The sequence below is a fragment of the Mesobacillus jeotgali genome, assembly GCF_014856545.2.
Lineage (GTDB): Bacteria > Bacillota > Bacilli > Bacillales > Cytobacillaceae > Mesobacillus.
In genome coordinates, this window is the sequence record NZ_CP109811.1 from 67,928 (window position 1) to 81,573 (window position 13,646).

Sequence of the window (13,646 nt, forward strand, 5' to 3'; positions counted from 1 at the left end):
CAAAGAAAATAATAATGAGAAGTGTATAGAACTTTCCATATGAAAGATACTAAGTTCAAATCTTGGTAAGGTTGATTAATAAAGGCATTATTATTACTGATGCTGTTTTTCGTAAACTGGATTGATTTTAAACGAATATCAGCAATTATCTCAAAACAACCTTATCTAAAAAATAATCATCAGATGAAAGTGAGGCAACGTTGGATGAAAGCAACTGGTATTGTTCGTCGAATCGATGATTTAGGTCGTGTCGTAATTCCAAAAGAAATCAGAAGGACACTTCGTATTCGTGAAGGGGATCCACTTGAAATTTTTGTGGACCGTGATGGTGAAGTCATTTTAAAGAAGTATTCACCAATCAGTGAGCTGAGTGATTTTGCGAAGGAATATGCAGAAGCACTGTACGACAGCTTAGGCAACCCGGTATTGATCTGCGATAGAGATACTTATATTGCATTGGCAGGAGGTTCCAAGAAGGACTATTTGAATAAAAACATCAGTGAACTTGTTGAAAAGACGATGGAAGAACGTACTTCGTCCCTTGTGAACCAGCAGACTAACATTTCGCTTGTTGAGGGAAATGAAGAGCCTGTTTCTTCTTATACAATCGGGCCAATCATTGCCAATGGAGATCCAATCGGAGCAGTCATTATCTTCTCTAAAGAAGGATCATTGGGTGACGTGGAACAAAAAGCTGTTGAAACAGCTGCAGGCTTCCTGGCAAGACAGATGGAGCAATAATCATCACCGATTTATATTTTACCGAAAGGGCAGCTGACGAGGCTGCCTCTTTTCGTGTTTGGAAGTATAATTTGGGTGTCCAACTCCGCGCTTGTCGGGGCTGAACGAGGCGCTTGCGCTTTTCTTTTTGTCCAGCTCCAGCGCCTAGCCCCTCGAGTCGCTTCGGTCCTGCCAATGAAGTCAAGGAACGACTTCACTGTCAGGCCCTCCAGCGCTTGTCGGGGCTGAACAAGGCGCTTGCGCTTTTCTTTTTGTCCAGCTCCAGCGCCTAGCCCCTCGAGTCGCTTCGGTCCTGCCAATGAAGTCAAAGAACGACTTCACTGTCAGGCCCTCCAGCGCTTGTCGGGGCTGAACGAGGCGCTTGCGCTTTTCTTTGTTACAACTATCTAACAAATTAATGTTGTCTGTTTCGCTTGCGGCCGATGCTTTTTCCCTTGTGATATAATACGTTTGAAACTGAAATTGGAAGGAGATGGGCGATGAAGCCCGTTGCAGATTCAAAGGAATTGATGAAGGGAGCTATGATCCTTACTCTGGCTGCCCTGGTTACGAAAATTCTAAGCGCCGTTTACCGTGTTCCTTTTCAAAATATCGTCGGGGACATTGGTTTTTATATTTATCAGCAGGTATATCCCTTTTTTGGCATTGTCATGGTTTTATCTACATATGGATTTCCGGTTGTCATTTCAAAGCTTTATACGGAGCAGCAGGCTGCGGGGAATAATGGCAGGGCTGATCGTCTATTGGCCATTTCGCTCGTATTTCTCGGTATCGTTGGGTTGTTTCTTTTTTCCTTTTTCTATATTGGTGCTGGATGGATTGCCGATAAAATCGGTGATCCGGAACTGAAACCCTTATTTAAGGTTGTATCCGTGCCATTCCTGATCTTCCCGTTCACCTCAGTGTTCAGGGGATATTTCCAGGGAAAGGGTAATATGGTTCCAACAGCGATTTCTCAGGTTTCAGAACAGTTCATCCGGGTCGCGACCATTCTTATCTTGTCAGCGGTGCTGGTGCAGCAGGGTTTTTCTCTTTATGTCACTGGTGCCGGAGCTGTATTTGGATCGATAACAGGCGGGATGATCTCCGTTTTGATACTCGGATTTTTTTATCTGAAAAATGGAGGAGCCAATCCCTTCACCTATTTTCAGCTCAAGGATTTATTCAAGGACGCAGCCTGGGTCGTAAAAGCTCTGATCATTCAGGGATTTGCAATCAGCATCAGTGGCATGCTGTTAATATTGCTGCAGCTGGCGGATTCCTTGAATATGTATTCCTCATTGCTGGCAATGGGGATATCAGCGGAAGAAGCGAAGTCGGCTAAAGGCATTTTTGACAGGGGGCAGCCGCTGATCCAGCTTGGGACAGTTGTCGCCACTTCGATGTCATTAAGCCTGGTACCGGCAATTTCAGGTGATAAATCAAGTAATCGCCGCGAGAGAATCCTGCCCAAAGTGAGGCTCGCCCTTCAGACTAGCCTGATTTTTGGAGCTGCTGCTGCGGTTGGTTTATATAGCATCATCGTTCCAGCTAATATCATGCTGTTTGAGAATGCTGATGGATCCAATGTGCTTGGAGTGCTCAGCTTGGTGATCTTATTTGGTTCGGTGATCCTGACGATTATGAGCATTTTGCAGGGTCTTGATAAGTTTATTTTTCCGGCTGCAGTCATACTTGCCGGATTTGGCTTGAAATACATATTGAACCTGATACTGATCCCGGAGAATGGGACAATAGGGGCGGCTTATGCCACATTGGCGGCGATGCTGGCAGTCATGTTCATCCTTATTTTTAAGCTGAGACATGAACTCGGCCAACCTGTTCTATCACTTGTTTTCATTGGAAAAATCCTGCTTTCATCGGCAGTGATGGCTTTAGTTTTACGATTATTTCTATATATAACGGATTTCGGTTATGTCTATATTGAACCCGACAGGCTCGGAGCAGTATTCCAGGCGTTAAGTTCCATAGTGATCGGAGCACTTGTTTATTTTTTCATATTAATTAAAACGAAGGCTTTAACTGAAGATGAACTAGTGACTTTGCCATTCGGCAGCAGGATGGTCCAATTGTTCTTTAAATAGGGCTTTATATGAAGGAGGAAAAGGTAATTGACAAACAAGATTTTGATCATCGGACTGGGAGCGGGCAACCTCGACCAGCTGCCGCTTGGTGTATATAAAAAATTGAAGCAGGAGAAAAACCTGTTTTTGCGGACAAAAGAGCATCCGGTCGTTGCGGAGCTTGAAAAGGAAGGGTTGCATTTTCAATCGTTCGATGGAATTTATGAGAAGCATGACCAGTTTGAGGATGTATATGAGGAAATCACGGAGTTTTTGCTGTCTGAAAGTGCCAAGGCTACTGTAACCTATGCTGTACCTGGACATCCCTTGATTGCGGAGCGGACTGTACAGCTCCTGCTCGAACGAGGACCAAAGCGGGATACGGAAATTGAAATTGGCGGCGGCCAGAGCTTTCTGGATGCTATGTTCCAGTCCCTGGCGATTGACCCGATCGAAGGTTTCCAGCTTCTTGATGGCACAGCATTGTCAAAGGAAGATTTGCTGCTAAAGAGCCACACAATCATCGGGCAGGTGTATGATGCGTTCGTTGCATCTGACGTCAAGCTGACGCTGATGGAAAAATTGCCTGATGATTATGAGGTATTCATTGTGACAGCAGCGGGAAGCAGCGATGAGGTCATTAAAAGAGTGCCATTATACGAATTGGACAGGGAGATGGAGTTAAGCAATTTGACTTCGGTTTATGTACCACCTGTTGAAGATGAGCAAATTTTATACAAGGATTTTCTGAAGCTGCGTGGAATTATATCAGAACTGCGCGGTCCGAATGGCTGTCCTTGGGATAAGAAGCAGACCCATCAGTCACTTAAGAAATACTTAATCGAAGAGTCATATGAATTGCTGGAGGCAATTGATCATGATGATATCGATCATATGATTGAAGAACTGGGCGATGTGCTGCTTCAAGTCATGCTTCATGCACAGATAGGTGAGGACGACGGCTATTTTACCATTGATGATGTAATTGAAGGAATATCTTCAAAAATGGTCCGCAGGCATCCCCATGTGTTCGGCGACATAAAGGCTGAAAATGAAGAAGATGTACTTCGGAACTGGCAGGAAATCAAGGAGCAGGAAAAAGGCGGTGCGACAAAGTCAATGCTTGAGGGATCCGGAAAAGGGCTGCCGAATCTGCTTAAGGCATATGAGCTGCAAAAGGAAGCTGCTAAAGTAGGGTTTGATTGGAAGACGGCTGCGCCCATCCTCGACAAGGTGAAGGAAGAAATTGATGAGCTTTCTGTGGAAATCACCGAAAAAGGCATTCATGAAGATATCGAGCTGGAATACGGCGATCTTTTGTTTGCGCTTGTCAATTTCGCAAGGCATTATGACATCAATCCAGAAATGGCGCTGAACAAGACCAACAGGAAGTTCATGCGCCGCTTTGCCTATATCGAACAAAAAGCAGCAGAGAATGGTCGAAGTGTCGAGGACTACACGCTGGATGAGTTGGATGCTTTTTGGGAAGAAGCTAAGAGACAAGGTTTATAGGTAAAGGCTGTTTCGCATTGATTGTAGCTAACAGGAACAATCATTTTAGGGTTTCGGACTTTTTATAGATGCTGCCAAAATGGTTGTGCGTATGGATACGTGTGCAAGCAACAATATTTACGGAAAAAGCGCAGGTAAAAGAAACCAATAATGAAAAAGGGGTTTAACTACGATGAGGCTGGATAAATTTTTAAAAGTATCAAGATTAATCAAAAGAAGAACATTGGCGAAGGAAGTATCCGATCAAGGGCGAATCTCCATCAACGGTGTGCCGGCGAAAGCAAGTACGAATGTAAAAGTGGGCGATGAATTGGCGATCCGTTTTGGACAAAAAGTCGTCTCTGCAAGAATCGAACGAATTCAGGAAACATCCCGTAAAGATGAAGCAGCCGGAATGTACACACTTCTCGGGGAAGAACGTATCCCAGGGGACGATGAAGAGTAAGTTGAGCTTCGTGTGAAGGCTTGTTCTATTCTCCCTTATTCAATCATAAACATGTACAAAAGTGCATTATGATTGTGAGGGATATTAATGAGCCAATATTATGAAACGAATCAGACAAAAAGCAATGTGCCAGACCACGATTTAGTGATGAGAGGCAGACGGACACTGGATATCACTGGAGTAAAGCAGGTTGAAAGCTTCGATAATGAAGAGTTTTTATTAGAGACAGTCATGGGCTTCCTTGCGATCAAGGGCCAGAATCTCCAAATGAAGAATCTGGACGTGGACAAGGGGATTGTGTCGATCAAAGGGAAAATCTTTGACCTGGTCTATCTTGATGACCAGCATGGGGAGAAGGCTAAAGGCTTCTTTAGCAAGTTATTCCGATGACGCTTTCGACCCAATTTTTGACCATGCTCGCCATGATCTGGATGGGCAGTCTATTCGGAGCTTCACTTGATACGCATAATCGGTTTCTGAAAAGGTCTAAACGAAAATCCTGGATTGTCTTCATCAACGACATTCTATTCTGGGTATTCCAGGGTCTGTCGATTTTCTATGTATTATTTTCAGTGAATATGGGAGAATTGCGTTTTTATATCTTCCTTGCGTTATTATGCGGCTTTGCGGCCTATCAGAGTCTATTCAAGAAACTCTATCTGAAGATGCTGGAACGGGCTATCACCTATACGATCAATGTATATGTATTCATGGTGAAGGCTGTCAGGATGCTTGTGGTCAGGCCTCTCCATTTTTTGGCCGCCACCGCACTGTCACTATTGCTTTTGACGGGAAGAGGCCTTTATTCTCTTTTAAAATGGCTTCTTGCCGTTTTGCTATGGCTGCTCAATAACTTAATTTGGAAGCCGATTAAGATGATTTTCCTGCTTTTTTGGAAACTTTTGCCGAAAACAGTTAAAAAAAGCGTCGAGAAGTTATATAATAAATTGGCAGGATTTCTAATTATAGTAAAGAATTATTTTACTAAGCCGATAAAATGGATAAAGAAGTTAAAAAAGTAGGCCGTATAAAAGCAATTGTTAGTCAATGTCTTGTTGAACGGAATCAACAGTAAAAAATATATAAGGAGGACTGCGGGGAATGAGTGCCATCAGGAAAAAAAGCATAGCCAAGATTGAAAATCAATATGTACAACAGCGAGAAAAAGCCGGGATTGCAGAAAGCAGAAAGCGAAAACTGCTTTTCAGGCGCCTCGCAGTCTTTGCCCTATTCGCATCGGTCATTTCTTATTTGATGATCTCCACCTTCATTTCCCAGTCTGCAGCCCTCGAAAAGAAGCAGGCGGAAAAGGAACAGCTAGAACAAAAATTAGCAAGCCTTGAAAAACAGCAGGAAATCCTGGATGAGGAAATTGTCAAATTAAACGATGATGAATACATAGCAAAGCTTGCCCGCAAGGAATATTTCCTGTCTGAAAAGAATGAAATCATCTTCAACCTTCCTAAAGAGAAAAAGGACTCCCAAGATTCGCCTTATTGACACTCTTTTTTCATATTCTGTATAATATAATGTAAGTTTGATTTTTTATATCTTTAAGGAGGCAAAACTTTTTTATGTCAATCGAAGTAGGCAGCAAGTTACAGGGAAAGGTAACAGGTATTACAAATTTCGGGGCGTTCGTCGAGCTGCCGGGTGGCTCAACAGGACTTGTTCACATCAGTGAGGTTGCAGACAACTATGTCAAGGATATCAATGACCACCTGAAAGTTGGCGACCAGGTTGAAGTAAAGGTTATCAATGTTGAGAAAGATGGAAAAATCGGTTTATCTATCAAGAAGGCTGTTGATAGACCTGAACGACCTGCAAGACCAGAAAGATCTGAATCAAGACCTTACTCGCAGCGTCCACGCGGAGGCGGAGGCGGAAGAGGAAACGACAACCGCAATGCCCGTCCTGAAAATTTCGAATCAAAAATGGCGAAATTCTTGAAGGACAGTGAAGACCGCCTGTCCACTCTAAAACGTGCTACTGAATCCAAGCGCGGAGGAAGAGGAGCTAGAAGAGGGTAACTTGCTGCTAAGTGAATATATATAATAGCAGGAATCATGCTATACCAAGACAAGTCTTTTACAGGGCTTGTCTTTTTGTTTTGTTCTAGGGCTTCATTGCCGAAAAAATGCTGTGGAAGTGATTTTGGGTAAAAGAAAAGTCTCTTCATTGCCCGAAAAACGGTGCGGGAAACGATTTGGGTAAAAGAAAAGTCTCTTCATTGCCCGAAAAACAGTGCGGGAGACGATTTGGGTAAAAGAAAAGTCTCTTCATTGCCCGAAAAGCAGTGCGGGAAACGATTTGGGTAAAAGAAAAGTATCTTCATTGCCCAAAAAATGGTGCGGGAGTAAACAAAAACAAAAGCAAAAGCAAAAGCACTGTATTTCGATAACCCGAATATAAACAAAAAACCTCGCTCCATAAAGGAACGAGGTTTTCGTACAATGATGACCCCTACGGGATTCGAACCCGTGTTACCGCCGTGAAAGGGCGGTGTCTTAACCGCTTGACCAAGGGGCCATATTATTAATATTGTCCAGCTTCAGCGCCTAGCTCCTCGAGTCGCTTGTCAGAGCTAAGCAGTCGCCTGCGCTTTTATAAGTAGCGGCGGAGGGGATCGAACCCCCGACCTTACGGGTATGAACCGTACGCTCTAGCCAGCTGAGCTACACCGCCATATTGTTAATGTGTTTTGAGGCACAAGAAATATAATACATAGATATTAAAATAGTGTCAATGGATTTTTAAAATAAAAGAAAAAATAGTAAAAGGTAAATTTTAGCGGTGTTTGGCATCAAGGTTAAAATATTCCGTGCTATTTCGAGGAATTGCATTATTTTCGGGGAAATGCGTCGAACGAAACTTTCATGCTTGTCCTTATTTTTGACAAACTTCTGGATGACTCCCTTTTATAATAATCAGCAACGATAAAAAAACGGGGAGTGTATTCAATGCAAAAGGTAGAAAGGAACATGATGGAACCGATCGGTGAAGTTCATCTTGAGGAATCACGATTCAGGTTTGCAAAAGGCATGTCGAAGCTGCAATCCAAAATTGAAAACCTTTTCCTGAAAAAAGGCTATATTTTCTTGATCATTGGATTTTTGCTTGGCCGTGCCTTGATACTGGCAAAGTTAACCCCTTTTAGCCTTCCATTTTTCGCGGCTGTGTATCTGATCCGGAAAGACCGGGCGCCTATTGCGCTTTTTGGTTTGGTAGCCGGAGCTGCGACTTTGTCATTTACTGACGCCGTCTTCACCTTCGCTTCAATATTTTTATTTTTACTGCTCTATAAGCTGACGGCAAAGTGGGTCAAGAATTCTATGAAAGTCCTTCCGCTTTATATATTTTTCACTATTTTAATAGCCAAAATGTTAAAAGCTCTTATTTTGTCAGGAAATATCACTATGTATGAGGGAATGATGACTGGAGTCGAAGCCGGTTTAGGTCTGGTGTTGACATTCATTTTCATGCAAAGCATTCCATTGATGACAGCCAGCAAGCGTAAGCAGTCATTGAAAACGGAGGAGATTGTCTGTTTGATCATCATGCTAGCTTCAGTGATGACAGGAACAATTGGATGGACAGTCTATGATTTGTCGGTAGAACACATAATGTCCCGTTATTTAGTCCTCATTTTTTCATTTGTTGCTGGAGCCACAGTAGGTTCTACAGTCGGGGTCGTTACTGGACTGATCTTCAGTCTCGCAAATGTGTCTAGTTTTTACCATATGAGCCTTCTGGCTTTTTCAGGATTGCTTGGCGGCTTGCTGAAAGAAGGAAAGAAGCCGGGAGTTGCACTTGGTCTTTTCATCGCCACCTTGTTGATCGGTATGTATGGTGAAGGCGGAGGCGCGCTAAGCCAGACGCTGACCGAATCGGCAGCAGCAGTCCTGCTATTTTTCCTGACGCCGCAATCGCTAACGTCAAAAATCGCCAAGCATATTCCGGGAACGGCGGAGTATTCAGCCGAACAGCAGCAGTATATGAGAAAAATGAGAGATGTAACAGCACAGCGTGTCGTCCAATTCTCAAATGTATTTGAAGCTCTGTCGAAAAGCTTTACTACTCTGCAGGTGCAGGATGAAACACTTGAAACGGACCGCGATATGGATTATTTCTTGAGCAATGTCACAGAAAAAACATGCCAGACATGCTTCAAGAAAGACCATTGCTGGACAAGGAACTTTAATACAACCTATGACTATATGAGCGAGATTATGCAGGAGATGGATCAAAATTCTGGCGCCGTACCGCAAAAACTTTCGCGCGAGTGGGACAAACATTGCACCAGGTCGAAAAAGGTCATGGAAATCATGCAGCAGCAGCTAACCTATTATCAAGCAAACAAAAAGCTTAAGAAACAGGTACAGGAAAGCAGGCGCCTCGTGGCGGACCAATTGCTTGGCGTTTCGGAAGTCATGGGGGATTTCGCCAAGGAAATCCAGCGTGAGCGTGAAAACCACTCAAAGCAGGAAGAACAAATTCTGGAGGCCCTCCAGGACTTCGGCATCCATATCGAGCATGTGGAAATCTACAGTTTGGAACAAGGAAATGTGGACATTGACATGACGATTCCATATTGCCAGGGGCATGGCGAATGCGAAAAGTTAATTGCACCTATGCTTTCGGATATCCTGAAAGAGAATATCGTGGTCAATTCAGAAGAATGCTCAACATTCCCGAATGGTTATTGTCATGTGACATTCCGGTCTGCCAAGGCCTATACGGTATCAACAGGGGTGGCACATGCGGCCAAGGATGGAGACCTTATATCAGGAGACAGTTATTCCACCATTGAGCTGAGCGGCGGGAAGTATGCGATCGCCATCAGTGATGGAATGGGCAATGGGGAAAGGGCTCATTCCGAAAGCCGTGACACTTTATTATTGCTGCAGCAAATCCTGCAATCTGGAATTGAGGAAAAAGTAGCGATTAAGTCCGTGAACTCGATTTTATCATTAAGAACAACTGATGAAATGTTCTCTACCCTGGATTTGGTCATGGTCGATCTGCAAAATGCATCAGCCCGTTTCTTGAAAATCGGTTCGACGCCGAGCTTTATCAAACGCGGCGGAAAGGTAATGAAAATCCAGGCGAGCAATCTGCCGATGGGGATATTGCAGGAATTTGAGGTAGATGTAGTTAGTGAACAGCTTAAAGCGGGCGACTTGCTGGTCATGATGAGCGATGGTGTATTCGAAGGGCCAAAGCATGTCGAGAATTATGATTTATGGATGAAACGGAAAATCAATGAGCTCCAGACAGAAGACCCGCAGGCGATCGCCGACTTGATCATGGAGGAAGTCATCCGTTCTCGCGATGGTTCAATTGAAGATGATATGACAGTAGTAGTCGCAAAGATAGACCACAATATCCCGAAGTGGGCATCCATACCAGTGACCAATTATCAAAAAAGAGCTTAACAGTTTATTTTGCTGCAACTGCTCGTCCTTTATGTATAAAACCCCTCACCTTCGTCGAAAATGGTAACAAATTTATTATAGGCTTCTTTCTTTTACTAGATTGTAAAAAATAGAGCCTGGAAGTGAGGGGATTGCATGAAAACAGGTACAATCAGGCAAATATTGCTCATTACGGATGGCTGCTCGAACCAGGGTGAAGATCCGATTGCAATGGCGGCATTGGCCAAGGAGCAAGGGATTACGGTCAATGTCATTGGTGTGATGGAACAGGATGTTATAGATGAACAGGGCATGACAGAAATCGAGGGAATTGCTTTGTCTGGCGGCGGTGTCAGCCAGATTGTGTACGCGCAGCAATTATCGCAGACTGTCCAGATGGTGACAAGGAAAGCGATGACCCAGACACTTCAAGGGGTAGTGAACAAGGAACTGCAGCAAATCCTTGGCGGCGGCCGGACAGTGGAAGACCTACCGCCAGAGCAGCGCGGTGAGGTAATGGAGGTTGTAGATGAGCTTGGGGAAACCGTCGAGCTCGATGTGTTGATTCTTGTCGATACAAGTGCAAGCATGAAGCACAAGCTGCCCACAGTAAAAGAAGCCTTGCTGGACTTGAGTTTAAGCCTGAATGCAAGGTCAGGGGATAACCGTTTTTCAGTGTTTGTATTTCCCGGGAAACGAAAAGATGTCGAAAAGTTACTGGATTGGACTCCGAAGCTTGAGTCACTCACGAGCATTTTCTCCAAGCTGACAACTGGAGGAATTACGCCAACAGGCCCTGCCATTCGCGAGGCACTTTCCCATTTTAATAAAAAACGATCTTTAAGGAGCCTATTGTCCGGTGATGATGAATCCTTCTTTGAAGAATCTGTGTAAAGTCATTCCTGGTACGATCATCGAAGGGAAATGGCATCACAACCGATATACAATCATAAAAGAGCTTGGTTTTGGAGCGAATGGGATTGTCTATCTCGCAAGGTACAATAACAAACAAGTCGCATTGAAAATGAGTGACAATGGAATGTCGATCACTTCTGAGGTCAATGTGTTGAAATCTTTTGCCAAGGTCCAGGGATCTGCCCTCGGACCTTCTTTGCTGGATGTGGATGATTGGGAACGTCCGGGTAAAAGAGTGAGCTTTTATGTGATGGAATTCATTAAGGGACCTGATTTCCTGGCTTTCCTGCAGCAAAAAGGGCCGGACTGGACCGGCGTGATGATCCTTCAGCTGCTTGCTGATTTGCAGCTGCTCCATGAAAACGGCTGGGTATTTGGCGATCTGAAGCCGGAAAATTTGATTGTGACTGGACCACCGGCAAGAATCCGCTGCATAGATGTCGGCGGTACGACAATGCAAGGACGCGCGATAAAAGAGTTCACAGAATTCTATGACCGGGGCTATTGGGGTCTTGGCAGCAGAAAGGCAGACCCAGGCTATGATTTGTTCGCTGTCGGGATGATCATGGTGAACACCGTCTATCCAAAAAGATTTACGAAGAAGTCTGGCGGTATAAACGAAATTATGGATAAGGTAAAACAAAGCCGGGAATTGAAAATCTATGAAAAGGTAATCTATAACGCCCTTGCAGGCAACTATCATTCTGCCAGGGAGATGAGGACAGAGCTGATGCAGGTCCATCAGCCAGCTTCCGAACCGAAAAAAAGTACCCGGCAGCATAAGGCACCGCCACAGCCAAAAGCACAATCGCATATAAAGGCAAACCCATCGAGTGTGAATTCAAACCCAGCTGGCCGGCAAACACGAATGGGATCCAGCAAGAAAAAGAATAAATCCTCGGCGCTTGAAACAGTCACCATCATTTTGGTGATCTCTTTGTTATATTTTTTCTATATTTATAGCCAAATTACCTGAGATTTTTTGAAACCTTTGCCCGTCTCGTCCGTACATAAGGGATTAAGCTATGTTTTTTGAAAAATGATGGCTGCAAGTGTTAAGCTGGAAAAATAACAAACCTGTGTTATAAGAAGATTAATGGTTTGCCGGCATGGGTATAGTCTTAAACCGGCAATACTAGTAAGGAAGAACAAGATGATTGATACAAAGGTAAATGCCTTTCTTGAAAAGCATGGTTTTCAGCTGAATAACAAGTCAATTGCAGTGGGTGTTTCTGGAGGTCCGGACTCGCTCGCCTTGCTCCACTTTTTAGCCGGGCTGCGGGAGAGGAACTCCCTGAAGATCGTAGCTGTCCATGTGGACCATATGTTCCGAGGCGAAGAGTCTTATCAGGATGCCTTGTTTGTTAAAGGTTTTTGTGAAAAACGGGGTATCCCCTTCGAGATGAAAAGAATCGATGTACCTTCCTATATGGGCGAGACAGGGCTAAGCTCCCAACAGGCTGCCCGTGCATGCCGATACGCTTTTTTTGAACAAGTAATGGAAAAGCATCATCTTCAGTATCTTGCATTGGGCCATCATGGCGATGACCAGGTAGAAACGGTACTGATGAGGCTGACCAGGGGAAGTTCCGGGAAAGCCAGGGCAGGAATGCCTTTTACGCGGGAATTCGGTCCATTCACCATTTTCAGGCCATTTTTATGCCTGGCAAAAGAGGAGCTAGAAGAATATTGCTCTGAGAATTTATTGGAGCCAAGAATCGATCCCAGCAATGAAAAGGCATACTATAGCAGGAACCGATTCAGGAAAACAGTTCTCCCTTTTTTAAAAGAAGAGAATCCGGCGGTCCATGAGCACTTCCAGCGTTTCTCCGAGGAACTTCGGATGGATGAAGAGTATCTTATTGAATTAACAAGCGAAGAATTGAATAAAGTAATGATGAAAGAGGACAAAAAGATAAGTATTAGTATCCGTTCTTTTCAGGAAATGCCAATGCCTTTACAAAGAAGAGGGATTAAACTAATATTAAATTATCTTTACAATGATCGACCTGCTTCTCTTTCCGCTATACATATTGAAAAGATTTTTTCAATAATTCGCAATCCCCATCCATCTGGTACTCTTGATTTCCCCGGCGGTTTAAGAATTATACGATCGTATGGAAATTGCCACTTTGAATTGAATCCGCCAGAAAGGCAAAGCTATCGTTTCGAATTATCAGGTCCCGGTCAGCTGATTTTGCCGAATGGTGATGTCATTGATGCCCAATTGCTCAATGGTGCTCATGGCAGAGAGTTTTCCAATGATTGCTTCATCGTTGACCTGGAGCAGGCAGGAATTCCGCTGATTATCCGGACGAGGCAAAATGGAGACAGGATGTCATTGAAGGGGATGAAGGGTTCAAGGAAGGTAAAGGATATTTTCATCGATATGAAAATTCCCTTGGACCAAAGAGATGAGTGGCCGATTGTGACAGACAGTGAAGGCAGGATCCTTTGGCTTCCAGGGCTGAAAAAATCGAACAGTGAAGCAACAGAAGGAAACAGGTTATTACTATTAACTTATATAAAGTATTGATATCTTCCAGGGGGCACAAG

Annotated in this window: 13 protein-coding genes and 2 tRNA genes; 12 read left to right on the plus strand and 3 right to left on the minus strand. The window is 44.0% G+C overall.

What is annotated here, in order from left to right:
- Positions 1-204: 204 nt before the first annotated feature.
- Entirely contained in the window at positions 205-741 is a 537-nt protein-coding gene (gene spoVT / locus FOF60_RS00340; RefSeq protein ID WP_192473401.1) for a stage V sporulation protein T, read from the plus strand.
- Positions 742-921: 180 nt separating this feature from the next.
- Here the strand turns inward: spoVT and FOF60_RS00345 are convergent, their stop codons facing one another.
- Positions 922-1,062 (minus strand): hypothetical protein, encoded by a 141-nt coding sequence (locus tag FOF60_RS00345; RefSeq protein WP_264647625.1) that lies wholly within the window; start codon positions 1,060-1,062, stop codon positions 922-924.
- 158 nt (positions 1,063-1,220) lie between these two features.
- Here FOF60_RS00345 and FOF60_RS00350 point away from each other — a divergent pair, with 158 nt between their 5' ends.
- From FOF60_RS00350 to FOF60_RS00380, 7 genes are all read left to right on the plus strand, one after another.
- Complete coding sequence (locus FOF60_RS00350) at positions 1,221-2,825, plus strand: putative polysaccharide biosynthesis protein (protein ID WP_192473400.1); 1,605 nt, start codon at positions 1,221-1,223, stop codon at positions 2,823-2,825.
- A gap of 27 nt (positions 2,826-2,852) precedes the next feature.
- Entirely contained in the window at positions 2,853-4,316 is a 1,464-nt protein-coding gene (mazG, locus tag FOF60_RS00355) for a bifunctional methyltransferase/pyrophosphohydrolase YabN (RefSeq protein WP_192473399.1), read from the plus strand.
- Positions 4,317-4,488: 172 nt separating this feature from the next.
- Entirely contained in the window at positions 4,489-4,761 is a 273-nt protein-coding gene (locus FOF60_RS00360; RefSeq protein WP_192473398.1) for an RNA-binding S4 domain-containing protein, read from the plus strand.
- Between the two features lie 87 nt (positions 4,762-4,848).
- Positions 4,849-5,151, plus strand: coding sequence for a sporulation protein YabP (gene yabP / locus FOF60_RS00365; RefSeq protein WP_192473397.1), 303 nt, complete (start codon positions 4,849-4,851; stop codon positions 5,149-5,151).
- Complete coding sequence (yabQ, locus tag FOF60_RS00370) at positions 5,148-5,783, plus strand: spore cortex biosynthesis protein YabQ (RefSeq protein ID WP_192473396.1); 636 nt, start codon at positions 5,148-5,150, stop codon at positions 5,781-5,783. Before yabP ends, yabQ begins: the two co-directional genes overlap by 4 nt.
- A gap of 79 nt (positions 5,784-5,862) precedes the next feature.
- Positions 5,863-6,261 (plus strand): FtsB family cell division protein, encoded by a 399-nt coding sequence (locus tag FOF60_RS00375; protein WP_192473395.1) that lies wholly within the window; start codon positions 5,863-5,865, stop codon positions 6,259-6,261.
- 74 nt (positions 6,262-6,335) lie between these two features.
- Positions 6,336-6,791 carry a S1 domain-containing RNA-binding protein gene (locus FOF60_RS00380; RefSeq protein ID WP_192473394.1) on the plus strand — a complete coding sequence of 152 codons (456 nt, stop codon included), beginning with the start codon at positions 6,336-6,338 and terminating at the stop codon, positions 6,789-6,791.
- A gap of 427 nt (positions 6,792-7,218) precedes the next feature.
- Here the strand turns inward: FOF60_RS00380 and FOF60_RS00385 are convergent.
- Positions 7,219-7,290 (minus strand) — tRNA-Glu (locus FOF60_RS00385).
- 82 nt (positions 7,291-7,372) lie between these two features.
- A tRNA-Met gene (locus tag FOF60_RS00390) sits at positions 7,373-7,446 on the minus strand.
- Between the two features lie 275 nt (positions 7,447-7,721).
- On the opposite strand from FOF60_RS00390, the gene spoIIE reads away from it, so the two are divergent.
- The 4 genes from spoIIE (at position 7,722) to tilS (ending at position 13,626) form a co-directional block, all read left to right on the plus strand.
- Positions 7,722-10,196 carry a stage II sporulation protein E gene (spoIIE, locus tag FOF60_RS00395; protein WP_192473393.1) on the plus strand — a complete coding sequence of 825 codons (2,475 nt, stop codon included), beginning with the start codon at positions 7,722-7,724 and terminating at the stop codon, positions 10,194-10,196.
- Between the two features lie 135 nt (positions 10,197-10,331).
- Positions 10,332-11,069: a vWA domain-containing protein gene (locus FOF60_RS00400; protein WP_192473392.1), complete on the plus strand. Its 738-nt coding sequence runs from the start codon at positions 10,332-10,334 to the stop codon at positions 11,067-11,069.
- Complete coding sequence (locus FOF60_RS00405; RefSeq protein ID WP_192473408.1) at positions 11,038-12,066, plus strand: protein kinase domain-containing protein; 1,029 nt, start codon at positions 11,038-11,040, stop codon at positions 12,064-12,066. Before FOF60_RS00400 ends, FOF60_RS00405 begins: the two co-directional genes overlap by 32 nt.
- Positions 12,067-12,243: 177 nt before the next feature.
- Positions 12,244-13,626 carry a tRNA lysidine(34) synthetase TilS gene (gene tilS, locus FOF60_RS00410; protein WP_225650433.1) on the plus strand — a complete coding sequence of 461 codons (1,383 nt, stop codon included), beginning with the start codon at positions 12,244-12,246 and terminating at the stop codon, positions 13,624-13,626.
- Positions 13,627-13,646: the final 20 nt, after the last annotated feature.